This is a genomic window from Limnohabitans sp. TEGF005 (genome assembly GCF_055394835.1).
The window spans coordinates 1,771,044-1,797,671 of the sequence record NZ_AP029226.1 but is presented as its reverse complement, the minus strand read 5'-3'; the positions used below and the strand labels follow the sequence as shown (position 1 = coordinate 1,797,671).

18 protein-coding genes are annotated in these 26,628 nt (G+C 58.7%); 11 read left to right on the top strand and 7 right to left on the bottom strand.

Going from position 1 to position 26,628, the window contains the following annotated elements; translation table 11 throughout:
- Positions 1 to 14: 14 nt before the first annotated feature.
- From ACZ5RG_RS08630 to ACZ5RG_RS08595, 8 genes are read left to right on the top strand one after another with little or no spacing between them, the layout of a single operon-like run.
- Positions 15 to 548, top strand: a complete 534-nt coding sequence (locus ACZ5RG_RS08630; RefSeq protein WP_464446832.1) for a prepilin peptidase — start codon at positions 15 to 17, stop codon at positions 546 to 548.
- Between the two features lie 33 nt (positions 549 to 581).
- Positions 582 to 1,445 (top strand): Flp pilus assembly protein CpaB, encoded by an 864-nt coding sequence (gene cpaB, locus ACZ5RG_RS08625; protein ID WP_298599304.1) that lies wholly within the window; start codon positions 582 to 584, stop codon positions 1,443 to 1,445.
- Positions 1,446 to 1,476: 31 nt separating this feature from the next.
- Positions 1,477 to 2,937, top strand: a complete 1,461-nt coding sequence (locus ACZ5RG_RS08620) for a type II and III secretion system protein family protein (protein ID WP_312259639.1) — start codon at positions 1,477 to 1,479, stop codon at positions 2,935 to 2,937.
- The gene (locus tag ACZ5RG_RS08615) at positions 2,934 to 3,242 is read left to right on the top strand and encodes a hypothetical protein (RefSeq protein ID WP_464446831.1); all 309 of its coding nucleotides are present in this window, start codon (positions 2,934 to 2,936) and stop codon (positions 3,240 to 3,242) included. Before ACZ5RG_RS08620 ends, ACZ5RG_RS08615 begins: the two co-directional genes overlap by 4 nt.
- Before the next feature lie 10 nt (positions 3,243 to 3,252).
- Positions 3,253 to 4,440, top strand: a complete 1,188-nt coding sequence (locus tag ACZ5RG_RS08610; RefSeq protein WP_464446830.1) for an AAA family ATPase — start codon at positions 3,253 to 3,255, stop codon at positions 4,438 to 4,440.
- 35 nt (positions 4,441 to 4,475) lie between these two features.
- Positions 4,476 to 5,834 carry a CpaF family protein gene (locus ACZ5RG_RS08605; RefSeq protein WP_464448191.1) on the top strand — a complete coding sequence of 453 codons (1,359 nt, stop codon included), beginning with the start codon at positions 4,476 to 4,478 and terminating at the stop codon, positions 5,832 to 5,834.
- Positions 5,834 to 6,808: a type II secretion system F family protein gene (locus ACZ5RG_RS08600; protein WP_298599316.1), complete on the top strand. Its 975-nt coding sequence runs from the start codon at positions 5,834 to 5,836 to the stop codon at positions 6,806 to 6,808. The genes ACZ5RG_RS08605 and ACZ5RG_RS08600 overlap by 1 nt, the downstream gene beginning before the upstream one ends.
- Before the next feature lie 9 nt (positions 6,809 to 6,817).
- A complete protein-coding gene (locus tag ACZ5RG_RS08595) occupies positions 6,818 to 7,765 on the top strand; it encodes a type II secretion system F family protein (protein WP_298599330.1) in 948 nt (315 codons plus the stop codon).
- Positions 7,766 to 7,895: 130 nt separating this feature from the next.
- Here the strand turns inward: ACZ5RG_RS08595 and ACZ5RG_RS08590 are convergent, their stop codons facing one another.
- The 7 genes from ACZ5RG_RS08590 to ACZ5RG_RS08560 form a co-directional block, all read right to left on the bottom strand.
- A complete protein-coding gene (locus ACZ5RG_RS08590) occupies positions 7,896 to 9,851 on the bottom strand; it encodes a calcium-binding protein (protein WP_464446829.1) in 1,956 nt (651 codons plus the stop codon).
- Positions 9,852 to 9,960: 109 nt separating this feature from the next.
- Positions 9,961 to 10,248, bottom strand: coding sequence for a hypothetical protein (locus ACZ5RG_RS08585; RefSeq protein WP_298599336.1), 288 nt, complete (start codon positions 10,246 to 10,248; stop codon positions 9,961 to 9,963).
- 236 nt (positions 10,249 to 10,484) lie between these two features.
- Positions 10,485 to 11,294: a class II glutamine amidotransferase domain-containing protein gene (locus tag ACZ5RG_RS08580; RefSeq protein ID WP_464446828.1), complete on the bottom strand. Its 810-nt coding sequence runs from the start codon at positions 11,292 to 11,294 to the stop codon at positions 10,485 to 10,487.
- A gap of 81 nt (positions 11,295 to 11,375) precedes the next feature.
- Positions 11,376 to 12,602, bottom strand: coding sequence for a hemolysin secretion protein D (locus ACZ5RG_RS08575; RefSeq protein WP_464446827.1), 1,227 nt, complete (start codon positions 12,600 to 12,602; stop codon positions 11,376 to 11,378).
- A 16-nt stretch (positions 12,603 to 12,618) separates the two neighbouring features.
- Positions 12,619 to 14,907, bottom strand: a complete 2,289-nt coding sequence (locus tag ACZ5RG_RS08570; protein WP_464446826.1) for a type I secretion system permease/ATPase — start codon at positions 14,905 to 14,907, stop codon at positions 12,619 to 12,621.
- Between the two features lie 4 nt (positions 14,908 to 14,911).
- Positions 14,912 to 16,228 carry a TolC family protein gene (locus ACZ5RG_RS08565; protein WP_464446825.1) on the bottom strand — a complete coding sequence of 439 codons (1,317 nt, stop codon included), beginning with the start codon at positions 16,226 to 16,228 and terminating at the stop codon, positions 14,912 to 14,914.
- A gap of 210 nt (positions 16,229 to 16,438) precedes the next feature.
- A complete protein-coding gene (locus tag ACZ5RG_RS08560; RefSeq protein WP_464446824.1) occupies positions 16,439 to 20,749 on the bottom strand; it encodes a beta strand repeat-containing protein in 4,311 nt (1,436 codons plus the stop codon).
- Between the two features lie 445 nt (positions 20,750 to 21,194).
- Between ACZ5RG_RS08560 and ACZ5RG_RS08555 the strand changes: the two genes are divergently transcribed.
- The 3 genes from ACZ5RG_RS08555 to ACZ5RG_RS08545 all read left to right on the top strand — a co-directional run bounded on the left by ACZ5RG_RS08555 (position 21,195) and on the right by ACZ5RG_RS08545 (position 26,623).
- Positions 21,195 to 21,479 carry a hypothetical protein gene (locus ACZ5RG_RS08555; RefSeq protein WP_464446823.1) on the top strand — a complete coding sequence of 95 codons (285 nt, stop codon included), beginning with the start codon at positions 21,195 to 21,197 and terminating at the stop codon, positions 21,477 to 21,479.
- A 32-nt stretch (positions 21,480 to 21,511) separates the two neighbouring features.
- Complete coding sequence (locus tag ACZ5RG_RS08550; protein WP_464446822.1) at positions 21,512 to 22,885, top strand: helix-turn-helix domain-containing protein; 1,374 nt, start codon at positions 21,512 to 21,514, stop codon at positions 22,883 to 22,885.
- Between the two features lie 180 nt (positions 22,886 to 23,065).
- Positions 23,066 to 26,623: a DUF748 domain-containing protein gene (locus tag ACZ5RG_RS08545; protein ID WP_464446821.1), complete on the top strand. Its 3,558-nt coding sequence runs from the start codon at positions 23,066 to 23,068 to the stop codon at positions 26,621 to 26,623.
- The last annotated feature ends 5 nt before the right edge of the window (positions 26,624 to 26,628 follow it).

Sequence of the window (26,628 nt, the reverse complement as noted above, 5' to 3'; positions counted from 1 at the left end):
CCCAGGAACCGATCATGCCGACCTTGTCATTGGAGTTTGTCAGCTTGTTGGCCTTGACCACATTGCTGGTGCTCGCCGGTTGGCACGACTTGCGCATGCGACTGATTCCCAACACCTTGGTGCTCTGGGGTTTGATCAATGCGCTGGTCTTGTCGATGACCCCTCGGGGCATTGGGCTGTCGTCCGCAATGCTGGGTGGTATGACCGGTTTTCTGGTGTTTTTGTTTTTGCACTTGTTCAAGATGGTCGGTGCTGGCGACGTCAAATTGGTGGCAGCGGTCGGCATGTTCGTCGGTTGGCCAGACATGGCGAAGGTCTGCTTGACCATCTTGATTGCAGGCGGTCTGGTGTCCGTGGCGTGGGCACTCTGGACATCGCGGTGGCAGACGGTTTTAAAAAATCTGCAGACCGGTGTGATGCAACACCTTCGGTCTGGGCTGATGCCGCAAATCGGTCAGCCCCTGATCACTCAGGTCTCCCCCGAGCGTGTGCCTTATGCCTTGGCCGTTGGTTTGGGCACAGCGGCTTATTACGCCGTGCCATTGTGATGGCGTCGTCACGGAATTTGGAAGAGGAACAACATGATGAACAAACGTCCGGTTTTGATGATGGTTGCGGCGACCACCGCGGCCTTGGCAACCGTTTCTATGGCCGCTATCTGGTTGAAGCAAAAAGACGATAACAACACCATCAAGGTGGTGGTCGCGACCAGGGACCTGCAAATCGGCACACGCTTGCAGCCTGCCATGCTGGAGACAGTGAGTTGGCCCATCGCTGCGCCCATCAAATCGCCTTTGCAATCAACCGAGCAGGCGTATGACCGCGTGATCAACATGCCCATCTTGAAAGGTGAGCCGATACAAGAAACCAAATTGGCGGCGCTGGGGCAACAAGGCGGTCTGTCCTCGGTCTTGAAAGACGGCAAGCGTGCTGTCACTGTGAAAGTCAATGAAATTGTGGGTGTGGCCGGATTTGCTTTACCCGGTAATTTTGTGGATGTGATGGCCAACATCCCAGACAAAGACAACAACCCGGTTTCCAAAATTGTGCTGGAGCGGATTCAGGTACTGGCTGTTGCACAAGATGTGGCCAGCACTGAAAACAAGCCGCGTGTGGTGAGTGCAGTGACTTTGGAGGTCACCCCGCAAGAAGCTGAAATCATTGATTTGGCCCGAAGTGTCGGTGCCTTGTCTTTGGTCTTGCGCAGCCAGGTGGATGTTGCCAGCGTGGAAACACTGGGCTCACGCAAAGCAGATTTGTTGCAACGGGCTGGGCAACTTCAATCCAAGTTGGCCGATGCGTCTCCAACGGCTTTGCAAAACGCCGCTTCGCGTTCAGCACCTGTGCGTGTGGTCAGACGTGTGAGCACGACTGCGCCGTCCAAAGGGATGGAAAAAATGGAAGTGATTCGTGGGATTAAAAAATCCCAAGAGTCGGCCGAATAAAACCGCTTTTTTGTCTGTGGATCACATCAGTATGAAAAAAATCATCTCAACATTTTCGGCACATGGATTGGCCATCGCATTGAGTTTCGCTTTCCCCTTATTGGCCGCTGAAATCGAAACAGCACCGCCTAAAAAAATAAGCAAGCCGGTGGCTACTGCCCCATCAGAAAAGTCGCTCGCGTCGCAGGGGCCCGTCGAGTTGTTGCCTGGCGTCGATCTGAGCACGGGAAAGTCCACCCTGCTCAAGCTGTCAGAACCGGCGCTGCGCATCTCGATCGGTAACCCGGATGTGGCCGATGTCACCTTGATCAACGCCAAAGAGGTGTATGTGCTGGGTAAAAAATCCGGCGTCACCAATTTGATCGTCTGGTCTGCCAATGGAAAAACCACTTTGCGCGATGTCACCGTGGGGCTGGACACTGCCATGCTGGAGTCCAGACTGGCCAAGTGGGTCCCTACCAAAGAGCCCTTGATGGTCGATGTGATGGCCGACACGGTGGTGTTGCGCGGGCGCGTGCCCGATTCAACCAAAGTGCACCGGATTGTGAGCTTGGCCGAGGCCTACACGGGGGGCAAAAAAGTCATCAACATGCTTCGTGTGGAGGGCTCTCAGCAGGTCATGCTGGAAGTTAAGGTGGCCGAGGTGTCGCGTACGCTGCTCGATGAATTGGGGGTGGACATCAACCTCACCCGCACAGCGGGCAGCACCTCGGTGTCCTTGCTTTCGCAATTCTTGTCCAGTGGTGCAACGGCCTTGACCACGGCACGGGCCAATGGCAATACCACCATCACACTCACGGCAGAAATGAAAAAGGGTTTGGTCAAAATCCTGGCCGAACCCACCATCACCGCCATCAGTGGGCAGGAAGGCTCGTTTCTGGCGGGCGGCAAGATCTTCATCCCTGTCCCGCAGGGGGGCTCCAGCAACAGCATTACCCTCGAAGAAAAAGAGTTCGGTGTCGGCTTGAGTTTCACGCCCACCGTGTTGGAGGAAGGGCTGATCAATCTGAAAGTGACGCCCGAAGTGTCTGAGCTGTCCCAGTTGGGGGCAACGGTCAAGGCGCTCAATGGTCAGGTCAGTGTCTTGCCTTCCATCACCACCCGGCGAGCCTCTACCACCGTGCAGCTGAGAGACGGTGAAAGCTTCGCCATTGGCGGCTTGATCAAAAGCAATGTGACTGAGGCGATTCGCGCATTGCCCTTGTTGGGGGAACTGCCCGTGCTGGGGGCCTTGTTCCGCAGCAATGCGTTCCAAACTGAAAAATCCGAATTGCTGTTCGTGATCACGCCTCGATTGGCCAAAACAGCTGAGCAGACATTGGCCTTGCCCACGGACCATTTCAAGCCGCCCACCCGAGCCGAATTCATGGTCGAGGGCTTGATGGAACCCACACCATCGACATCCGCAGACAAGCCAGCCGCTGCCCCTGCCCCAGCAGATGAGGCTGCTGCCGTGCCCCCACAAACCTCGACTCCAGGAGAGATGAAATGACCGCAATCACTATCGGCAAAGTCCAAAACCTGTGCGCGTGGCTGCTGGTGAGTTTGGCTGCAACGGGTTGTGCCAACACGCCTTATGCGGACGCACCGCAAGCAGGGCAATCGGTTCGCCAGGCGTGGGCTGCGCAAACACTGAATGTGGAGGCAGGACAAAAAAAATGGCCACTGGCTGACAGCGATGGCGTTGCCATGAAGTCGGCCATTGACCGCTACCAAAGTTCCTTTGACAAGCCACCCGCTCCGGTGAATGTCATGAGCATTGGAATCGGTGGCTCGTCCAGCGCTGCTGGTCGTTGAAAGGACTGACATGAACACGTATTTACTGGCACCGGATGCCGCCACGGTCGAATTGTTGCGCAACACAGTGCAGTCGCAGAGTTTGACGGTCAAGTCGGCCCTTGTACGCGCCGCAGGACAGTCGTTGCTGCCTCTCCTCCAAAATATCGAGTCGGGCATTTTGCTGCTGTGCAGTAGCCAAGCGCAATTGGCCGAAGACCTCGAAACACTGGAATCCATGACCTGGTCCAACCCGCAGCTCAGTGTGGTTCTGATCAGTGACAGTGATACCAAAGAGGGTTTGATGCGTGCCATGCGCGCGGGCATTCGCGAGGTGGTGGCGTCACCACCCGCCCAGTCTGATCTGATTGCCGCTTTGCGCCGTGTCGTGGGGCATCATGGAAAAACCCGCAATGCCGATGACAGTTTCGTTGGGACCGGAAAAGTCGTGGCCTTCATTTCGTGCAAAGGTGGCAGCGGATCGACTTTTTTAGCCACCAACATGGCTTACTTGATCGCCGACACGTTCAACCGCCGGTGTGTTCTTGTTGATCTGGATCTGCAGTACGGCGATGCCTCGTATTACATGAGTCAGGACGATGCCAAAAACAACATCAGCGACTTAACGCAACAAATTGATCGCCTTGACGCGCAGTTGTTGAGCAGTTGCATGCAGCGTATTACCCCAAGGCTGAATTTGCTGGCAGCCCCCAATGAGCCAGGTGTGGCCTTGGCCATCACCGCCAACCAACTTGAGCAGGTCTTGACATTGGCCAAACGCATGCATGAGTTTGTGGTGCTCGATTTGGACAGCGCCATTGATGCGGTCACGCTCAAAGCATTGGACATGGCAGATGTTGTCTTTGTGACGATGGAGTGCAACCTGCCCGTGGTGCGCAACGCCAAACGACTGGTCAAGCTTTTCCACTCTTTGGGGTATGGCGACGACAAGCTGAAATTGCTGGTGAACAAATTCCAGTCTGATGGTGTGCTGGATGTCAAAAGCATCGAGCAAGCCGTGGCCATCAAAGTTAACCACACCATTCCCAATCAGGTCGAGGCAGTGACCGAGGCTTTTAATTTGGGTCGACCGCTGGAACTGTTGCACCCACAGAACGGCGTGCTCAAAGCCTTGCGCGAAATCACATCGTCGCTGTTGCACACCCCATTGCCCAAAACCCGTGGCTGGATGGATCGTTTGATGGGTAAAGCCGCCTGAATGGCGATCCGCAACAAAAGGAGACTGCTTTGAAAATGGACATCCGCCAGCATTTTGAGTCGCACGCATCCATTCCGATCGCGCTGGCGACTGCACAGTCTCCCAACAGGGTGACCGCGGTTCGGCTTGAATCCATCAAGTCTCAAATACACCGAGAAATTCTGGCGCAGGTGGATCTGCGGCGCATGGAGACGATTTCGCCCGAAGCCCTGCGCCAAGAGCTCAAGGGGCTGACCCAAAGGTTGCTCGATGAAAGCGGCTTGGCCATCAACGAAGCAGAGCGTCGGCAGATTGTCCAGGGCATCCAGGATGAAATGTTGGGCTTGGGCCCCATTGAGCCTTTGTTGGCAGACCCCACTGTGTCCGACATATTGGTCAATGGTCCGCACAGTGTGTATGTCGAGCGCAAAGGCAAGATCGAGTCGACCAACATTGAATTTGACAGCGAGGCGCATCTGATGCGCGTGATCGATCGCATCGTCTCTCGCATAGGCCGCCGTGTGGATGAGATGAATCCCATGGTCGATGCCCGATTGCCGGATGGTTCCCGCGTCAACGCGGTGATCCCCCCTTTGGCCATTGACGGCCCCTTGCTGTCGATTCGCCGTTTTTCGGTGGTACCTTACACCATGATGGATTTGCTGGCGTTTCACACCCTCAATGCAGAGATGTCTGAACTCATCAATGGTTTGGTCAAGGCCAAGATCAATTTGTTGGTATCGGGTGGGACAGGCAGCGGAAAAACCACTTTTTTGAATGTCATTTCGGCCAGCATTCCCCATGATGAACGGATTGTCACCATCGAAGATGCGGCTGAATTGCAATTGCAGCAACCGCATGTGGTGCGCATGGAAACCCGGCCTCAAAACATCGAGGGCAAGGGAGAAATCAGCCAACGTGCCTTGTTGCGAAACAGCCTGCGCATGCGACCAGACCGCATCATTTTGGGCGAGGTTCGCGGTGCTGAAGTGCTAGACATGTTGCAAGCCATGAACACCGGACACGATGGCTCCATGACCACCATCCATGCCAATTCGCCGCGTGATGCCATCACCCGTCTGGAGCACATGTTGGGCATGGCCGGACTGAACGTGGATGCGCGCTCGATGCGTCAGCAAATCAGTGCTGCATTGACCGTGATCGTGCAGGTTTCTCGCTTGTCAGATGGTCGGCGCAAGGTGACCAGTCTGCAAGAAATCACGGGCATGGAAGGAGATGTGCTCAGCATGCAGGAAATTTTTAAATTTGACCAAACAGGCATCTCCCCTGAAGGCCAGGTTCAGGGCCGCTTTGTGGCCACGGGGATTCGCCCCAAGTTTGTGCAGCGCCTGAAAACACGCGGCATTCAATTGCGAGAAGACTTGTTTTATCCTTTGAACTTTCGAGGTACATGATGGACTTGGCCTATTGGTTCATTTTGGGCTCGTGCGGCATCGCCAGTTTTTTGATGCTGTTGGGCTTGTACGAGGCTTGGCGTATTCACTGGAGCCCCCGTCAAAAATTGCTCGACCACAGGATGCACCAGATGTTCAGGCACGAGCAGCAGCATGCTCATACGCCCCTTGTTCACAGACGCACACTGAGTCGTTTCGACACGCTGGATCGTTGGTTGAGTCAAGTGCCCGGCATAGACGGTTTCGACCGCTTCCTTCGTCAAACCGATTTGCCCCTGGATGTTTCTCAGAGCCTGATGATGGGTTTGCTGTTGGTTGTAGCGGCTGGCCTTGTGGGTGTGGGGCTGCACTTGCCTGTGCTTTTGACGGGCCTGTTGGTGCTGGGTACTTTGGGCAGCGCCCTGTATTACCTCAAGTACCGCGGCGTGCAAAGGATCATCGCCATCGAAAAACAACTGCCCGATGCGCTCGACCTCATGGTTCGGGCTCAGCAATCGGGCCACGCCTTTATCAGCGCCCTGCAGATCACTGCGACCGAGTCCCGCCCGCCCATTTCGCTGGAGCTGCGCAAGGTATTTGATGAGATCAATCTGGGCATGAGTGTCCAGTCGGCCATGAACCATTTGGCTGAGCGCATCGACAGCAAGGAGATCCGCTATTTTGTGGTGGCTGTGCTGATTCAAAACGAGACGGGCGGCAATCTGGCCGATGTCTTGCGCAAGACAGCCACTTTGATCCGGGAGCGTCAAAAGATTGCGGGCGTGGTTCGGGTTTTGTCAGCCGAGGGCCGTATCTCTGCCTGGATCTTGTCTGTCATGCCATTTTTGCTGGCATTTTTGTTGCACCTCATCAATCCCGAGTTCGTTTCGGCTCTTTGGAAAGACCCGATGGGTCTGGCCATGCTGGGTGTTTCTTTGGGTTTGATGTTGGTGGGGATTTTTTGGATGTCCCGACTGGTTCAAATCAAAGTCTGAAAGCGTGTCATGTCCACCTTGAATTTTCTTTTTCTGGGCTTTTTGTTCCTGCTTGTAGCCTCTTTGGTTTATCTCGCCTTGAACCAATGGACCTCCGATGATTTCGAAAAGCGCCGATTGGGCTTGGTTCAACCCAGCCGACCTGCAGAACACGCTTGGCTCAAGCGCATGCAATCGAAGATGATGGCCTTGCTTTTAAGGATGAGCCCCTGGGCTGGCACGGCGGCACCAGAAGATGTTTTGCAGCCAAGCGCTTTGCAGATGCGGCTGTTGAATGCGGGCATTCGGTCCGGTCTGGCGGTACCGGTTTTTCTCGGCTTGAAGACATTTTTGACTTTTTTTCTGCCCGCGTGTTTCGTGATGCTGACGTGGTTGTTGCAGTTGTCGTGGTCTGAGCTGATGTTTTGGACCGGCGTTATGGCTGCGGCTGCGCTGGGGTACTACACGCCCAATGCGGTTTTGCACCAGCTGGTCAAGAAGCAGCAAAAGATCTTGTTTCATGCCGTGCCGGATGCACTGGATTTGATGCGTTTGTGCGTGCAGGCCGGCTTGGGCTTGGATGCCGCCATTGAAAGGGTGGGGCGTGAGATGCGTTTGTCTTATCCACAGTTGTCGGACGAGTTCGCCTTGACGGGGCTCGAGCTGCGAGCTGGGTCTTCACGCGCAGAAGCGCTGCGCCATCTTTCCCAGCGCATGGGTTTGCCCGATATCGAAGGCTTGGTGGCCATGCTCATCCAAGCAGACCGGTTTGGCACCAGCATTGCGGAGTCACTCGAGGTGCATTCCGATGCGCTCAGAACCAAGCGCCGGTTGATTGCCGAAGAAGCTGCGGCCAAGTTGCCCATCAAACTGTTGATCCCCTTGATTTTTTGTGTTTTTCCTGCCTTGATGACGGTCCTTCTGGGGCCGGTCGTGATCAGCATCACGCAGCACTTGTTTCCTTTGGTCAATGGGTAAGCCTCGCTCAATGCGAGTGGGGCCGCATGAAGGGGGGCATTGCCCCCCTTTTTTATTGTCCTTTCAACAAGCCAATGTTGGGATGGAATCAGGCGAGTCGGATTCTGACTCGCCTGAGGTCTCCGGGGTTTCAAACCACAAAGTGCTCAATGTCCAGGCTGGCCGCGTCAACGCCCAGCAAAAGGATGGACAACTCGGCGGGGTTGCCGCCCGAGACTTGGCCGTCGGTGTCCAGGTAGAGCATCGCACCGTCCATGTGCTGTTCCGCCCAGATGGCGTGCGCTTGCGGACCGTCTGCCATCTGGAGTTCCAGACCCAAGGCACTGAAATCGATGTGGTCGTTGGCCATGTCGAAGTCGGTGATGGTTTCCAGGCGGCCGGCGTGTTCACTGCCATGGTCACCAGCTTGTTCATCTCCGCCGTCCGATTCGCCTCGTGAGGGCGCATCGCTGGTGGCCTGGTAGACAAACACATCGGCACCCCGACCACCGGTGAGCTGGTCTGGACCTGCGCCTCCGATCAGCACGTCTTTGCCATTGCCCCCCATCAGCACATCGGGGCCGCCTTCGCCCATGAGCAGGTCTTTGCCGTTGCCAGCGTCCACCCAATCCGGCCCGCCGCCAGCCCAGACCTCGTCTTGGCCGTTGCCGGTGTGGATGGTCTGGCTGCCGCCGCCCGCTTCGATCAGGTCGTCAAATTGAGTGCCGGTGATGACCGCAGCTTCATCGCCAAAGTCGCCGCCATGATCATCGCCATGATCGCTGTCCTGGCCATCGCCTTGTGCTTCGTCACCATCGGCACCGCTGTCGTCATCGACGCTGGCCAAGGCCAATTCGTCCGCACTGAAGGCCAACACAGGCTCGGCCATCGGCACCGCAGGCGTTGCGATTAGAACGGCCCCTGTTTCGTGCATGAAGTTGATCACCGCGCGGGCATCATCGGCCGCTTGCGCAAAGTCATTCACACCCGACGCCGTTGCAGCTTGGGACTCGAATGTCTTGCCATCTGCGCTCAGGCTCAGATAGGCATCGGTCCACTCGGCATTTTTAAACACGGCTTCGAGCAGGCTCATCTGCACCTGTTCCAAGTCTGTGCTGTCGCCGTCGGTATCGGCATACCACTGCAGCCAGACCCCTTCAAAGCGGGCCTCGCGGTCGTAGTTGTAGGTTTCTAGGGTGCCATTGCTGAAATCAAAATAGTCCACCTGCGGCTGGCCACCCACTTGGGTGACTGTGTTCACACCCAGCACCGTGTTTTGGTAAAGCACGGCATCTAAGCTGATGGGGGCTGATTTTGAAAAAGCGGCACCCAGCAAACTGGCAGGATCCCAGTCGGGCGATGTCTCATTGGGGCCCAGCAGGCCTTGCAGCGATTCGGGCCAAAATTCGATGACCGCTGGCCATGATGACTTGCCGCCTGCGGTCATCAGGGATTGATAAAGCGCCAGGTTTTCCAGGGGCGAATCGATGGTCACGCCATCGCAAACGATGCGACCCGCCGGATCGACACTGAGCACGGTGGCGGCGTCAATTTTGGCCATGGCAGCGTCGAGTGATTTTTCCATCACTTTGTCGGGGGCGCGGGCCACGTTGGCGCGTTCGAGGTCAACCGTCTGGGTCAAGGCCACTTGATCGGCCGGGATTTCATAGTCGCCATCGATGTTGGCAACATAGTAAATAGGCAAGCCGTTGGAGCCAACCAAGATTGGCTGCCCGTTGGCATCCAGAACCGGCTCTCCGTTGCCGCCGCCGTCAGTGGGGTTCACATCGCGCAGCAGCACGTATTGGTCACCGTACAAGTCGCCTTTTTTGCTGCCAGCGCCTTCCGGTTTTCCGCCGCCTGAGCCGCCGCCCTCACCGTCGCCGCCGCCAGAGCCGCCGCCGCCAGAGCCGCCGCCGCCAGAGCCGCCGCCGCCAGAGCCGCCGCCGCCGCTGCCACCGCCACCGGTGCCGGTGCCGGTGCCGGTGCCGGTGCCGGTGCCGGTGCCGGTGCCGCCGCCAGAGCCGCTCCCGCCGCGTGCAGCGGCCGCCAACCAATCGCTGGGCGTGGCTTCGTTCATCATGGATGTGTCTGTGATTTTTTTCATGGTCTTTACCTTTGAAGTTTCAGTTTGGAAAGAAGGTGCTCAGCCTGAATGGCGAGCATCGGAACAGCCATACGAGGATGGCGAGATGGGCTCAGCGCGTGCGCAGTTGTTACTGTTCCTGGCTGCGCATTTGCGTTTGCGTTTGTGCCAAGGTTTGCTTTTGCGTGCGGTGCTGGTTTTGCATCTGAGCGGCGTTGCCCCGCGATGCGTTGGGCCCAGCCCCCAGGACCGCGCCCGAAGGACTTGCCGGACCACCCGCACCTGATCCCGTGCCGGAGCCTGCACTTCCCCCTGCGCCACCTCCAGAACCATCACTCGCCCCACCTGCGGCTTGCAAGCTGGCGCAAGCGAGCAAGGTGAGCATGGCCCCGAGTTGTTTCAAATGCTTTGTGTTCATGGATCGTTCATTGGTTGATTTCAGAAAATTCGCGCAGTTCATCCGCTTGTGTGCCGGTTGTTGCGCCTTGAAACGCTGCTTGCAGCGTTCACTTCAGTCCGGTGCGATGGCACGGCGAAGTGGCTTCATTCTGAAAAAAAGGAAGCGATTTTTGAATTGATCTTCGGGTCTGTTTGGCTATGCAGTTCGGCCTAAATCGGGTCTGGATCAAAGGGTGTGCACACCGTCAAAAAGCCTCAGCTGTGCAACTGGTGCGTGATGCCATGGGGGTGTACGTGCACTTCCAGCACCTGTCCGTCGGGCCAGACTGGCAAGGCTTGTAGACCCGCAGGCAAAGCCGCCGGGTGGCTAGACCAGGCGAGCAAACCGGGGCTTGCCGCTGCATGCAAGTCACCTCCGCGCCGCACGGCAAACACGCGCTCAGGGTGTTCGTGGAACAGCACCCCCACACACACCTGGCCTTGCACCAAGCCCAGCGCACGGTGCAGGGCTTGCACCGGATCGCTCTGGCAGGAGGCGTCGATCAGGTGGGCCAGCAGTTCGGCATCGCTGTCGCTTTTGAAGTGGTAGTCCCGTTCGGTCAAGGCTTCGCGCAGCGCGGGGCTGGCTTGCAGCATGCCGTGCAACACCACGGCCACGCGGGTGGGGCTGTTGAGGTGGGCCTTAGGGCCGTGGCTCAGTTGGGGCAAGGCTTGTTGCAAGTCCTGCGGGCCGGTGCCGCCAGAGGGCCCGGTGTGGCCCAGGGCCACGCAGCCATGCAAGCCGTTCAACCCGTTCAGGCTCTGCGCGCTGTTCGCGTTCAAGGGCGACTCGTTGAAGGGCTGTGCCAGAGGACTTTCGCGCAGTGGTTGCAGCCAGGCGGCCGCGCCTTGCGCACGGCGGTGGCGGTGCAGACGTGGTGGGCTGGGCGTGTGGCCCTGGCGACCGTGCACCACCAGACCGCAGTGATGGTGACCGCTTGGGGCCAGTTGCTGCAAGCCTTGCAAGCCTTGCAACACGCCGTGCAGGGCGTTGCCCGTGGATGCGATGCCGATGATGCCGCTCATGGGACTTTCCTCTCGCGTTGGGCTGAGGTTTGGCTGAATGGGCCTGCGCCCTCGGAGGGGGCGGGTTCAACCGCAAAAAAATCAACGCTCGCGCAGTGCCTGCGTGAGGGCTTGCACCGGGCGCAGCAGGTATTCCAGAACGGTCTTTTGGCCGGTCTTGATTTCCACCAGCGCCGACATGCCGGGGCTGGCGCGCATGTCCATGCCATGGCGGTGCAGTTGGGTGTCGGTGATGCGCACCAAAATCCGGTAGTGGCCTTCTTCGAGGTTCACAGGCGGACTGCCAGGCGCTCGGCCCTTGCCATCGCCGGTCAAAGTGTCGGGGCTGATGTGCTCGAGCACGCCTTGCAGGCCGCCGTATTTGTTGAAGTCAAAGGCGCTCAGCTTCACAACGGCGGGCTGGTTGACTTTCAGGAAAGCCACTTCTGAGGGTTTGACATAGGCCTCCACCACCATCTCGTCTTGCACCGGCACGATCTCCAGAATACTTTGGCCGCTCTGGATGACAGCGCCCAAGGTGGTGTATTGCACGTTTTTCACGATGCCATCCATAGGGGTTCGAACCACCGTTTTTCGCAGTGCGTCTTCGCGAGCCAAGGTGTTCTCACGCGTTTGTGCCAGATCTGACTCGACGCGCACCAACTCGTTGCTGGCCTCGGTCAGGTAGCGGTTGCGCCGCTCTGACATGGTCGACTGCAAGTCGGCTTGCTGGCGCTTGAGGCGCAGCAATTCGACCTGCGACATCACGCCCTGCGCCACCAGTGGGGCGACCAGGTCCAGCTCGGCACTCAGTTGTGTCAGAGACTGCTGCATGGCGGTCATTTGCTCGTTCAGGGCTTGCCTGCGGGCCCGAAAGGCCTGGGTTTCGCGCTTGACAATGTCGGTCTGGCTTTGCACATGGACCGGAAAACGCAGCGGCATGCCATAGGCCTCGGCCTGCAGCCGTGCGGCTTGAGCTGACAGCGCCAGCCATTTTTCGCGCGCTTCGCGGAACATCGGGCCAGTCCGCGCATCGTCGATGCGCAGCAGCACCTGGCCTTTGACCACTGCGTCGCCTTCGTGCACCAGCATTTCGGCCAAAACGCCCGTGTCCAGGCTTTGAATCACTTGCTCGCGGCTGGAGGGGATGACCTTGCCCGTGCCCCGCGTGATCTCGTCGAGCTGAAAGCTGGCGGCCCAGATCAATGCGACGGCCAGCACCAGGGCCATGGTGCGGATGAGGTAGCGGCTGGTGCGCCGCTCGTCGTCTTCGATGCTGCGCCCGGACAGGGCTGCAGCGGCTGAGGGTTTGCGTGAAAAAAGGGACATGTGAACTCCTGGGGCTTCAAGCGGCGGCTTGGGCGGGGGCTGTCTGTGCTGACGCCTGCTCTGGCGCATGACCTGGAGAAGGTGGGCTGCTGCCCGCCTTGGCCGGGGTTGTTCTGGCCTTGCGGGGTGACGGCGCTGCGCTGAGTTTTTTCACCATCTCGTCGCGCGGGCCTTCGGCCAACAAGCGACCGTGTTCGATCAGGGCGATCCGGTCGACCCAGGCGAGCAGCTGCAGGCGGTGGGTGCTCAAGACGAGGGTGCGCCCTTTCAGCCAATGGCCCAGCACCTCGATCACCCGCGCTTCGCTGGCCTGGTCCATCATCGAGGTGGGCTCGTCCAAGAACACCAGGGCTGGATCGCGCAGCATCAGCCGGGCCACTGCCAGCATTTGCCGCTGCCCGCCCGACAGGCCACCACCGGCCTCGGTCAGGGGCATGTCCAGGCCTCGGGGGTGTTGTGCCACCAAGCTGTAAAGGTCCAGCTTCTGCAGCACCTCGGTCACGCGGGCATCGCTGATCCAGCTGTCTGACAGCACCAGGTTGTCACGCAGCGTGCCCAGAAACAATTGCGCCTCTTGCCCCACATAGCCAATGCGGCCGCGCAGCTCTGCCGGTTCGATTTGTTGCAGGTCGATGCCGTCGATCAGCACTTGGCCGCTTTGCGGGGTGTAGAGCCCGGCCAGCAAACGCAGCAGCGTGCTTTTGCCACTGCCGATCTTGCCCAGCATCGCCAGGTGTTGGCCCGCGGGCAGCGTCAGTGATATTTCTCGGATGACCGGAATCGGTTGTTCGGCGGGGTAAGCAAAGGACAGCGCCTGCGCTCGCAGTTCACCGGCGATGTGCTGGGGTACCACATAGCGGCGCGAGCCGTCGCGGTCACGCGGGCGTTTCATGAGTGCGTCCAGCGTGTCCAGTGCGGTGCGCGCTTGCTGGTAGCGTGCTGCCAGCGACATGACGCTGCCCAGCGGCGTGATGGCGCGGCCGGCCAGAATCACGCAGGCGATCAGTCCGCCCAGGGTGAGCGTGTTGTCACCGATCATGTAAACGCCAAAGACCACCATGCCCACGGTCACCAGCTGCTGCATGCTGGCCGTCAGGCCCAGCATCAGGTTGCTCAGGGCGCGAATTTTTTTGTATGAATCGGTGGTGGCCAGGTTGGCTTTTTCCCAACGCCGTTGCAGGTAGCTTTCGGCGTTGTGGGCCTTGAGCAGTTCCAGATTGAGCAAAGACTCGACCAGCACGCTTTGCTTGTCGCCGCTTTCTTTCATGTTCTCGCGCATGGCCCGCATCAGGGGCCGCTGTGCCCACACGCCCACCAGCACCAGCAAGGGCACGGCCAGCACCGCGATCCAGGCCAAGGGCCCACCGATCAGGCCGATCAGGGCCAGGAACAGCAAAATAAAGGGCATGTCCACGAGCATCACCATGGAGGCCGAGGACATGAAGTCGCGCAGCGATTCGAAGTCGCGCATGGAGCTGGCAAAGATGCCAATCGACTGGGGCCGGTGCTCTAGCCGGATGGCCATGATTTCGCGCAGCAGTGTGGCGTTCAGGCTCAGGTCGGCCTTGCGCCCGGCCAGATCGACCAAGCGTGCTTTGAGCCAGCGGATGCCGAACTCCAGCACGATGGCCAGCGTGGTGCCCAGAGCCAGGGTCCACAGCGAGGTGTAGGCCTGGCTGGGCACTACTTTGTCGTAGACCGTCATGGCAAAAAACACGGCTGCGAGGGTCAACACATTGGCCACAGCAGCGGCCAGCATGGCTTCGATGTAGAAGCCTTTGTGCCGCCATACCGTGCTCCAGAACCAGGCCAGCGCTTCGCCTTGGTAGGGCACCATTTGCTGGGCCGAGCTTTGCGCGGCGGGCTTGACCACCAAGACTTCGCTGTGTGCCAGCGCTTGCAGCTCTGGCAGGGGCATTTCAATCTCGGTCATACCCGATTCGGCCAGCAGCACGCGTGCGGTTTGTCCGCTTTGCGCCAGCAGCACAGCGGCGCGGCCGTCGAGCAGAGGCACGATGACGGGCAGCACATAGGGCGGCAGGGTCGCCAGCGTGGTGCGTGACCACAGCGCCACCATGCCGTGCAGTCTCGCCAGGTCGGGGTAGGCGCTCCAGGGGATGCGGCCTTCGTCGTCCACCGCAAAACCCGCACGCAGTGTTGACAGGTGTACCTCGCGGTCGATGCGTTTGGCCGTGAGCGCCAGGCACACCAGCAGTGGGTCGCGCTCGGGCGGCGCCACGCGGTGCGGCGCGAGGGCCTTGTCCAGAAGCGACGTGGCAGTGGAAATTGAGCTTGGCATGTCCATGGTGTTACCGGGGTGTGGTGGGTGTATCGGGGCTGACTGCAAAGGCGTCGGCCAGCTGGCCGAGCGTGGCCAGCACGCGGGCCTGTGCGGTGCGTGCTTCGTGGCTGGCCGTGAGCGCGGCGCTTTGGTAGGTGTAAAGGTCGCTCTGGATGTTGAGCAGGTCCAGCAAGGCGCGGCGGCCCACCCTGAACTGCTGCGCGTAGCCGGTGGCCAGTTGCTGGGCTGTCAGGGTTTGTTGCTGGCCCAGTTCGGCGCGGGTGATCGCTGATTGCCAGTCGCTCCAAGCGATGGCCAGTTGCTCTTGCAGCACCAGTCGGGCTTCTTGCAGCTGTGACTCGATGACTTGCACCCGCGCCAAGGCGGCTTCTTCGGCCCCTTGTGCGCTGCCACCGTCCAGCAGTGGCAGGTTGAGCTGGAGCTGCGTGACAAAGCGGCCTTCGTCCACACCGTTGGTGGCCAACTTGCTGTGTGTGAGGTTGAGCGTGGGCGCACTTTGGGCACGGGCATAGCGCACGCTGGCCAGCGCTGCGTCGCGCTGGGCCAGCCACTGCGCCAACACCGGGTGCTGGTCGTGCAGGTCTTGTTGCGCTTGGGCCAGATCGGCGTGGCGTGTGGGCAGCGCAAAGTCAAGGCCTACCGGCTCGGCTGGCAGCGGTGCCATCAGCAGGCGGGCCAGGCGCTGGGCGGCTGCGTCCAGTTCGGTCAGGGTTTTAAGTTGGATCAGTCGGGCGTTGTCGTGGCGCACGCGGGCCTGGTCCAGGTCGATGCGGCGGCCGGTGTCGACTTGGGCAATTTTTTCGAAATCGTTCAGAATGCTCGCGTGCTGGGCCAAGTTGTCTTGCGCCAGGGTCAGCATGCTTTGTTGATGGGCCCATTGCAAATAGGCTTCGGTGCTCAGCAGGGCCACCTCGTCGCGGGTGATGTGCTGCTGCTTCTGGCTGGCCAAGGCCAGCGCTTGGGCGCGTTCCACATCCGACTGGATGCGGCCGCCGGACCACAGGTTCAGGCTGAGATTGGGGGTCTGGAACCAGCGCTCGGTGCTGCCTGCAAGAGGGTGGCTGGCGTATCGGGCCGACCAAGAGAGCTGAGGCCAGTGTGCGGCACGGGCGCGAGCGATGTCGGCCTGAGCTGCCTCGCTTTGGTAGCGCGCTGCGCTCACGCTGGGGTAGTCGGTCAGGGCTTTTTGGACGGCTTGCTGCAGGCTTTGCGCGGCGCCAGTGCCGGGCAGGCTGGCCAGCAGTCCCGCCGCCAGCAGGCTGGCAACGCGTGTACAGGGCGGCAGCCACAAGGGTGTGCAGTGGTGGGGCAGGGTGAGGGTCATGAAAGAAGAGGGGCAATGCAGAAAAAATCCGGAAGCTTCAGCTTAGGCGGGCGGCATGGCTGGGGGCATTCCGGAAAATGACTAGGGGGCTTACCGGCAAAACGGTAAACCCCCTGTCAAACGGGTAAGCCCAAGCGATGGGCTTTGACTCAGGCTTTGTTTGGCCGTGTCAAGGTAGCAACAAAGCGTGATTCGGTCATGACCCTGTCATCACACGCCCAGGTAGTAAGCGTTGTCGATGTCCTGCACCGGCGCGTAAGCGGTGCTGGCCATGACTTGGGCATCGCCCGAGTTTTGTCCCAAGGCGAAAGGCGCCTCGAAGATGTATTCGGCCAAGTCTCCTGGTGCCAGATCGCCCCACAGCCAATCGCTGCCATCGGCCCCGCCATTGAGGTCAAAGGCCTCATCGCTCAACGTCAAGTTTTTCAGGGTGACGGTCCCGTTGTTGAGCGCCGTGTACTTGAACAGAGGGTCGATGCCCGAGGCCTGCGACAGCAGGGGGCCTGTGAGCGCATTCGCGTCCTGCCAACTCTCGCCTCCGTCCACCGAGACGTACTTGGTCAGGTCGATCTGCGCGTCATAGATCACCGTCACGCCTTCAGAGTCGGTCAGTGGAGCGGTTTGGTCGGTGTCGGCTGTGGCGTAGTTTTCGATCTGGCGATTGCCGCCGCCATCGCTGTCCAGATCCGACTGCTGCAGGACGTAGCTGCCCGTGTAGGTCTGCGTGGCACCCGGTGCGAGTGTGGCGAGGACCTGGTCAAGCTTGGTCAGATCGTCCACCACATGCAGGTTGGTGACGGTGACGGTGCCCAGGTTGGTGACGGTGAAGCTGTAGTTCAGCACATCGCCTGCAAAGTCGGCCAAACCGTTGTTGTTGCCGCCGCTCACGCCCTCAAACTCTTTATCAAAAGCCATGCCGATGCTGCGCAGCAGGGGCACCGATTCGGTGTCGCTGGCGGTCGGGGTCTCCAAGCTGTCTGCTGTGACGATGTTGTCCACATAACCATCACCGCCGCCGTTGTCGTTCAGATCGGCTTGCGTCAGGGTGTAGGTCACGTTGTAAACCTTCACATCACCGGGGTCCAAGACCAAGCCCTTATCGGTCAGGCCCGTCAGGTTTTCAACGAGCGACACATCGGTGAGCGTGACGTTGCCAGGGTTGGCCAGCAGGATCTGGTAATTGAGTTGGTCTCCCACCGCATCGACCAAGTTGTTGCCGTTGCCACCGGTCACGTTCACAAATGATTTGTTCACGAACAAGATGGGCTTGGCCAGCAACTGCACGGTTTCGGTGTCGGTGACGGGCATGGTTTCGTTTGAATCGGCGACCGAGGTGTTTTCCAGATAACCGTTGCCGCCGCCGTTGTCGTCCAGGTCTGCTTGCTTCAGTGTGTAGTCGGCGGTGTAAGTGGTGCTTTCGCCCGGTGCCAGGCTGGGAATAGTTTGTGCCAGGTCGGTCAAAGCGTCGGTGACGGTCACACCGGTGAGGGTCACGGTGCCGGCGTTATAGACCCGGATGGTGTAGTGAATGATGTCTCCGGCCGAGTCGGCAAACTGGTTGAGGATTCCCCCTTCGATGCTGGTGACTTTTTTCTCCAGTCCCAGCCCGACGGTGCGCAACAAGGCAGTGGACTCGGTGTCGCTCAGTGCCAAGGTCTGGTCCGAATCGGCAGTGGCGGTGTTGTCGATGTAGCCATCGCCGCCGCCTCCGCCGCCGCCGTTGTTGTCCAAGTCAGCCTGGGTTATCACATAGCTTGTTTCAACCACCTTGCTTTCGCCGGGGACCAAGGTCAGGCCCTTGATGTCCAAGCCGGTACTGGGGTCCACCACACTGACGTTGGTGAGTGTCAGTACGCCCAGGTTGCTCACGGTCACGCTGTAGTTCAGTCGATCACCTGCGGCATCGGCCACGCTGTTCAGATTGCCGTTGGTGATGCTGATCAAGGTTTTGTCGATGGACAAAGCGGCGCGCACAAAAAGCTCAATCTCTTCGGTGTCGCTGACGGCGTTTGTCTGGAGGCTATCGGCCGTGGCGGTGTTTTCGATAAAACCATCGCCCCCGCCATAACCGTCCAAGTCGTCCTGCGTCACGCTGTAGCTGGTTAGATAGGTTTGGCTGGCACCGGGGGCCAAGGTCACGCCCGTGATGCTCAGTCCGGTCAAGGGGTCGTTGACGGTGACCTGACTCAGCGTCTGGTTGCCGGTGTTGCTGACCGTGACCGCGTAGCTGATCACGTCGTTCACGGCATCCACACTGCCGTTGCCATTGCCACCCGCCACACCCAGGATGGCCTTGTCGATGGCCAAGCTCGGTTTTTGTTCAACAGGCACCGAAGCATCGTCGGTGTCGGGGGCGGTTTGGTCCGAGTCGGCTGTGGCGACGTTGAGGATGTTTTGGCTAGCATCGATTTCGGCCTGCGTGACGGTGTGGCTGCCGGTGTAAGTCCAAGTCTCGCCAACGCCCAGTTTGCCGTCTTCAGATGCGGCATCCTCCACCAAGGTCAGGTTTGTGATGAAGGGGTCGGTCACGTCCACACCGGTCAGGGTCTGGTTGCCCTGGTTTTGCACCGTGACGGTGTAGTTGATGATTTCTCCAGCGCTGTCGGCGGTGCCGCCATCGATGCTGGCTTGCTTGACGATGTTGAGCAGGGGTTTTTGATCAACAGGCACCGAAGCATCGTCCGTGTCGGGGGCGGTTTGGTCCGAGTCGGCTGTGGCAACGTTGAGGATGTTTTGGCCGACATCGATTTCGCCCTGCGTGACGGTGTGGCTGCCGGTGTAAGTCCAGGTCTCGCCCACGCCCAGCTTGCCGTCTTCAGATGCAGCATCTTTCACCAAGGTCAATGCGCCGATGAAGGGGTCAGTCACGCTAACACCGGTCAGGGTCTGGTTGCCCTGGTTTTCCACTGTGACGGTGTAGTTGATGATTTCTCCGGCGCTGTCGGCGGTGCCGCCATCGATGCTGGCTTGCTTGACGATGTTGAGCAGGGGTTTTTGTGCAACAGGCACCGAAGCGTCGTCAGTGTCAGACCCGGTCTGGTCCGAGTCGGCTGTGGCGACGTTGAGGATGTTTTGGCCAGCATCGATCTCGGCTTGTGTGACGAGGTGCGTGGCGCTGTAGTACCAAGTTTCACCCACGTCCAACTCGCCGTCTGCAGTGGTCGCTGGATCGACCAGCAGAGTCAGGTTGCTGATGAAGGTGTCGGTAACTGTGACACCCGTCAATGCCTGGTTGCCGGTGTTTTCAACTGAGATGTTGTAGTTGATGACATCGCCTGCTGCATCGGCGAAGCCACCATCAATGGCCGCGTCTTTGACAATGTTCAGACCTGGCTTAAGCATCATGTTGCCAAAGTCCACATTCATTTCTTTGGGATCCAGCGCCGTGATGAGGATGGGCGCTGGGTTGGTGGTGGTCTGTACCCAGCCAGCTTGCTGCACTTCGCGAACGGTGTAGGGGTCGTTGTCGGTGTCTGTGCGGTCCGAGTCTGGGACCACCGACAGGGCGTACTTGCCATCTGCACCGGTCAGAGCGAATTGTTCGTTCGAATCCCAAACGCCATCCTTGTCATGGTCAATGTAGATTTTCCAGTTGGTGAGGCCGACTTCGTCATCGGCTGTGCCCAGTTGGTTGTCGACGCCATCGGCATCGCGAATGCCGTTGCCGTCCATATCGCTGTATTTCACGCCGCTGATCTCGCCCACGATGATGGCCGAAGGTGCCAGCTGGATAGACGTGGCACCGCTGCCTCCAATGTCCACTGTGGTTTGCAGGGAGCCACCTGTCCACGCGTTGGCGCCATCGGTCATGCCTTTGCCTTGGTCGGGCACATCACCGGGGGCGGCAATCAGCAGACCGTACTGGATTTCGGCACCGCCATAGGTGGTGTTGGGGCCGGTGTAGACAAATGAGATGGTGACGACGGCGTCTTTAGAACTGCTCGAGCTGCCGTTGTAGGTCACGCCACTGACGTTGGTGATGTTGGCGTTGACCGTGTAAAACGACCCCTGCATGCCGCCACCGTTGGTGAAGGTGCTGTCGGGTAGCGTGTCCCCACCAGCAAAGCTGCCCGGGCTGCGGTCAGCGTTGGGCGATGTCATGTAGACAAACCCGCCCGCATTGGTGTTGCTCTGGTAGTAGTTGTAGGTCACGTTGAACGAGTAGGTCTGACCGTTGATCAAGGGTGTGTTGTTACTGGCCTTGTAGAAATAGGCATGAGGGACCACTTCGCCTTCGAAGTAATCCGATTTGCTGTCCGAGAGGATGTTGTTGTTCCATTCGGGGGTGGTTCCCTTGGCGGCATCGCCATCGGCCCAATGCTGGTAGACCTTGCTGACGTTGGTGCTGGGGTAGGTGATGGCGCTGGGTGTGGGGGCTGACACTGTGAGGGTCGGCACCGATGCCATGCTGCTGAGGGCTGCGATGCGTTGTCCATCAAGAGATGAATCGCTGGTGTCGGTGTCGTCGTGTTCGGCTTTCAGCGAGAAAGGTTTTTTACCGAAGGTGGCATGTTTGGTCATGATGAACTCCTTGTGCTGTCGCGGCTCTCGAGGCCGACAAATCTTGATCTGTTTCCCGATCAGGGAGCTGCAAGTTTCTGGCTGGCGGCACAAGCATGTTCTTCACTCGAGGGGCGTCTGCCCATTCAGCATTGGGTGTGTTTTGACTGAACCGAGGTTGTCAGCCTGTGGTTATGTACCGGTCGCTAGAAGGCGATATGCCAAAAGAAACACACCATGCGTGATCTTGATTTGTGAGGCACATCCGATGTCGAATCGGAACCCCTTTTCCGCCTATCAAAAACGATGACGTATATGCCTTGTTAAATCAAGCCATTACCGTTTTTTGATTATCTTTTTCGGGTAGCCAATGCGCCCGAAAGCCGTTTGATCGTTGGATATATGTCTGCATGCATACACGATCAAATCATTTGATCAGTGGTGATTCATTTTCAATTGAACCAATATGAAGTCAAGCGACGGGGGATGTATTGATCCTTTGTTGAATTTCCCCAAGTTAATGACTGGATTGACCATGCTTTCAAAACCTTTGCCATCAACAGCGTCATGGCCAAAAGCCATTGTCAGCCCGGAGGAAATCGATGCTTTGTTGCACGGCATATTTCCTTTGAGTCCATCCCCGCTGATTGCAAACCCTTGCGGGCCTGCAGGCTTGGGGGGGGTGTCATGGCCGGATTTTGGCGAGCAACGCCAGAGCGTTGCAGAAATTTCAGTTGGTTTGATTTTGTGAATGGAAGCGCCTTGGCGCGAGAAAGGATTGTTATGTCTTACCCCATCACCGACAGTGCCCGTCAAAACCGAATTTTGGCGGGTATTCCCTTGAGTCACTATGCACGCTTGTCAGAGCAACTCAAACCCGTCCATCTGGCGGCAGGACAGGTGATTTGCGAGTCTGGAGAATCGTTGGAATTTGTTTATTTTCCAACCACCTGCACCGCCTCATTGGTTTCACACACCGCCGATGGCGACAGTTCAGAGTTGGCCATGACCGGTCGGGATGGCATGGTGGGTGTTTCCTTGGTTTTGGGCAGCGGCTCTATGAACCACCGAGCCGTGGTCCAGTGTGCGGGTCAGGCCTACAGAATGCCGGTCGACGTCTTTCAAGCTGAACTCAGCCGGTGCCGCGAGTTACAGCAACTGGCCCTTTGTTATGTCCAGTCCCTGATCATGCAAATGTCCCAGAGTATTGTTTGCGTAACCCACCACTCGGTCATCGAGCGTCTTTCTTATTGGCTCTTGTTCAATCAGGATGCTGTTGGCAGTGACCAATTGAACGTGACCCATGAAACGATTGCCAATATGTTGGGTGTGCGCCGTGAGTCGATCACGCAGGCCTTGGGCAAATTGCAGACGGCAGGGCTGGTGTCCAGTGGTCGCGGCAAAATCCATATTCGGGATCGGGATGGTTTGAGCGACACGGTTTGTGAGTGTTTCTCGTTGATTTGCGCTGAGACACGGCGTTTGTATGAGCGGCAGGCGCGTTCACAGGAAGTCGCCGAGGAATTGCAACTGCAAGGCCATGAATCCGACGGGCAAGACCATGCGCTTTTGCACAAATACCAAGACGCCTACGATTTTGCCCCGGTCGGATTTGTCAGCCTCGATCGACAAGGTCGGGTGGTTCAAACCAATTTAGCCGGCGCGATCATGCTGGACATCCAGCGTTCGCAGCGCACGCTGAGCCCGCTGATGGACTTTGTGGTGCCATCCGATCGGGCCACGCTGATGGATTTCCATCAGGAAGTTTTGAGTGGCAAGTGCCGTCGCTATTGCGAGGTGACTCTCTGTGCCACCGCGCACCGTGCAGAGGTGGTCGTCAGAGTCGATGCCACGCTTGACGAATTGGGCGATGAGTGCCGCCTGGTAATGATCGATATGACCGAAGAGAAAAAAATCACGGCCCAAGAACTGGCGATCGAGCGTCAGCAGCAAGAGTTGTTGGCCACACAGCCTTTCATGCTGTGGTTCAAAGACCCCCAGGGGCGTTTGATCTCGGCCAATGCGACCTTGGTCCAAGACTGGCGGCACTTTGCACAAGATGCTGCATTGGAAAAAATTGATTTTCAGAGCATGCCGACGCCGTTTTTCCATCCTGCCGGTCCAGGCTTTGCTGCAGAGGCCAGCAAGTCCACCTGAGTCTGCTGGCGGCCTCGTTGGCAGGCCTGGCCTATCGGGGCCGTTTTGTGCCTGTTGCCATGCCATGTCAGGCCATGAGTGAGGACACGGGCTGTTTCGGTCGATTTGTATCCTTGGCGTTACATCTGTGCCCTCCGATCGCCGAAAATCGCGCTTGTTGTTCTTTACCAAGAGTCGATCATGAATGTGGGTCTCCTGCAGCGCTGGCAGCGTCGGGTTTTGTTTGTCGTACTCGGCGTGTGGGTGCTGTGGGCGATCAGTTGGGCGGCAGTGCCGGCACTGGTTCAGTGGCAAATTGAAAAGCAAGGCACCCAAACGCTGGGGCGTGTGGTCACGGCTGAGCAAGTGGTTTTCCGGCCTTGGTCAATGCGCTTGATCGTGCGTGGTTTGCGCGTGGCTTCAGCCGGTGCTCCAGATCCGTTGCACCAAGCCCAGTTGAGCATCGACGAGGTCGAGGTCAATGTCTCCATGCAGTCGCTGTTCTTGTGGGCACCCGTGGCCGATGCTGTGCTGGTGCGCAATCCGCAGCTGCAGCTGGCGTACCGAGGGCAAGGCCGTTTTGACATCGACGATGTGCTGGCCGTTTTTGCGGCTTCGGAAACCCAAGGCGCGGGTGTTCCCCGTTTTTCCTTGTTCAATATTCAGATTGCTGGCGGAGGCGTGCAGTTTCGTGATGAGCCCAAATCCGTCACCCACACACTGAGCGACGTGCATCTGGCGATTCCCTTTTTGAGCAACATCGGCGGACGGCGCGAGGTGGCCACCCACCCCAGGCTGGCCTTCCAGTTCAATGGTTCTGCCTTTGACACGGATGCAGAAACAACCCCCTTTGTTCCGGACAGGCACACGCAAGCCCGCTTTCAGGTCAAGGGGTTCGATGTCAAGCCCTATCTGCCCTATTGGCCTGCAGTCTGGCCTGTACGGCTGGTAGACGGGCGGCTGGAGATGGACATTCGCCTTGATTTCCGGCAACAAACTGCGCCCGAGTTGTCTGTGTCGGGCCATCTGGCTTTGCAAAACCTGCAACTCCATGAGACGCTCAAGAGCACCGATTGGCCTTTGTTGCAGTTGGGCAGGATGGATTTGAAAATCGATGCGTGGCGTCCTTTGGAAGGTGTTTTCAAACTGGACACCCTGAGGCTGGACAAGCCGGTGTTGAGCCTTCGGCGTGATCCTGATGGTGAATTGAACTGGGTCCGCTTGCAGCGGTTTTTTGTGCCGCAAACGACGATTGCGCAGGCCCCCGCAAGCAAGGGGGCTGACTTCGCCCTCAAGCGGCTTCAGATCAGTTCAGGACAACTCAATTGGCAAGACGCTGCAGTCGCCATGCCGGCCAGTCTGGCACTGACTGAGCTGGCGATCGAAGGCCAGGACTTCAGTTGGCCGAGCCGCCAGCTGGCCTCCTTCCACGGTCAGGCCCTGTTGCAGGGGGCGAATGTGTCTTGGGATGGAACGACCGACCTGAGCAGTGCCCAGACACGCATGACGTGGCGCGATGTGCCTTTGATAAGCGTTGCGCCCTATTGGTACGAATTGTTTCGCCCGGGCTTGTCTGGCAAATCTTCTGCAGAGCTGAGTCTGGACTGGCGAGCCGCAGCAGGCACCCTACCGGCTTCTTTGCTGCTCAAGGCGCCCCAGATCCGCATGACCGACGTGTTGCTGGGCACGCCTGAGCAGCCCGAGGCCGGGTGGGCCGAATTGGCCCTCGAACAGGTCGAGTTGGATGTCTTTGCGCAGCAGGCGCGTGTGGGACGCGTGGCCTGGAGTCGGCCGTTGTTGAATGCCCGCCGCAACCCCCAGGGTCGCTGGATGGTCGAGGACTGGCGGGTCGAAACCCCCTCGGGCCCCTCACAAGAGGCGATCGCCAAGCCCTGGCAACTGGTGTTGGGGCCGTTGCAAGTCACGAGCGGCGTACTGAATCTGGATGACCGTTTTGTGCCCGGTGGTGCCAAGTTGGATGCGCGGGATTTGAACCTCAGTGTGGGTGCCTGGCAGCCCTTGGCGACATCGCCGCAAATGACCACAGTCAAAGTTGATTTCACCACCGGAACCCAGCGCCGTCAGTCGGGCAAGCTGGGTTTTGACGGGGCTTTTCGATTGCCGTCTGTGGCCGCCGGGCAAGCCAAAGCCACGCCGCTGCAGCTGAAAGGGCGTTTGGAGCTGAGCCGTTTCCCCTTGCACAGGCTGCAGGCTTATTGGGCGGACCGGGTTCATTTCGATCTGCGAAGGGCTGAGTTGAGTTACTCGGGTGGGCTGAATCTGGCGCTGCCCGATGCAGGGCTGGGGCTGGATGTGCAGGGCAATCTGACGCTTGATCAGCTGCATGCGCTGAACCGCTCAGACGCGGAGACCTTGCTGGACACCCAGGCCTTGAGCCTGCGCGGGGTTGAGCTGAAGGTTGACGGCGGGGCGATGAAGCGGCTGAAAATTGCAGAAACGGTCTTGAGCGATTTCTTGGCCCGCGTGGCCATCGATGACCAGGGCCACCTCAACTTGCAAAATCTGGTCAAGACCGAGCCGTCCATTGCGGCGCAGACACCCGATGTGCCGGCTTTGATCGAGTTGGGTCCAATCGGCGTGCTCAAAGGCCGGGTTTTGTTTTCTGACCAGTTCATTCGGCCCAACTATTCGGCAGACATCACCGAGCTGGCCGGCAGTTTGGGTGCCGTTTCTAGCCAGGTAAAGGGTGCCGATGCGGCCTTGGCCGACTTGAGTTTGCGCGGGCGGGTGGCCGGCTCAGGCAGCCTGGATGTCACGGGGCGCATCAACCCGCTCACGCGCCCTGTCGCTTTGGATGTGCGTGGCCTGGTGCGCGATCTCGAGCTGCCCCAACTCTCGCCCTACAGCAGCAAATATGCGGGCTACGGCATTGAGCGAGGCAAGCTTTCGGCTGAAGTTAATTACCAGATCGATGCTGCGGGTCAACTTGAAGCAAAGCATCAAATTGTGTTGAACCAATTGCGTTTCGGTGAGCGGTCGGACAGTGCGGATGCCCCCAACTTGCCGGTCAAACTGGCGGTCGCCTTGCTGGCCGACCGCAACGGGGTGATTGACATCAACCTGCCGGTCAGCGGCTCCATCAATGACCCCGATTTCCGTGTGGGGCCCATCATCTGGAAAATGGTTCTTAGCCTGATTGGCAAAACCGTCATCGCGCCTTTCAGTTTGATTTCGGGCGCTTTTGCGACCGAAGACCCGTTGCAGCAAATGAACTTTGCACCCGGCCGTGCCGAGTTGGACGATGAGACCCAGCAGAAACTGAAGACGGTGGCGCAGTTGATGCTGGACAAACCTGCGCTGCGTCTGACCATCGTGGGTGAGGCCCATCTGGACAAAGAGCGCGAGGCTTTGCGCAAGTTGCTGCTGCACGAATCGGTGTTGGCAGAAAAACGGCGACGCATGACCCGGGATGGTCAGGACGTCTCGGCGGTGACCGACGTGAGCCCAGAGGAATATCCTGCTTTGCTCAAATTGGTTTACAGGCGCTCGCCGATTCCGAAGCCGCGCAATCTGCTGGGCCTGGTCAAGGATTTGCCGTCAGCCGACATGGAAGCCTTGTTGCTGGCGGCCATATCGGTAGACGACGCGAACATGCGCAAGCTGGCACAAGCCCGCGCCAGTCATGTTCGGTCGGTTTTGCTTGCGTTGAATGTGCCCGCAGAGCAGTTGTTCCTGGGCGCGCCGGTGCTGGCATCCACATGGGCCCCTCGGGTGACATTGGTGGTCTCAAGCGATTGAGCTGA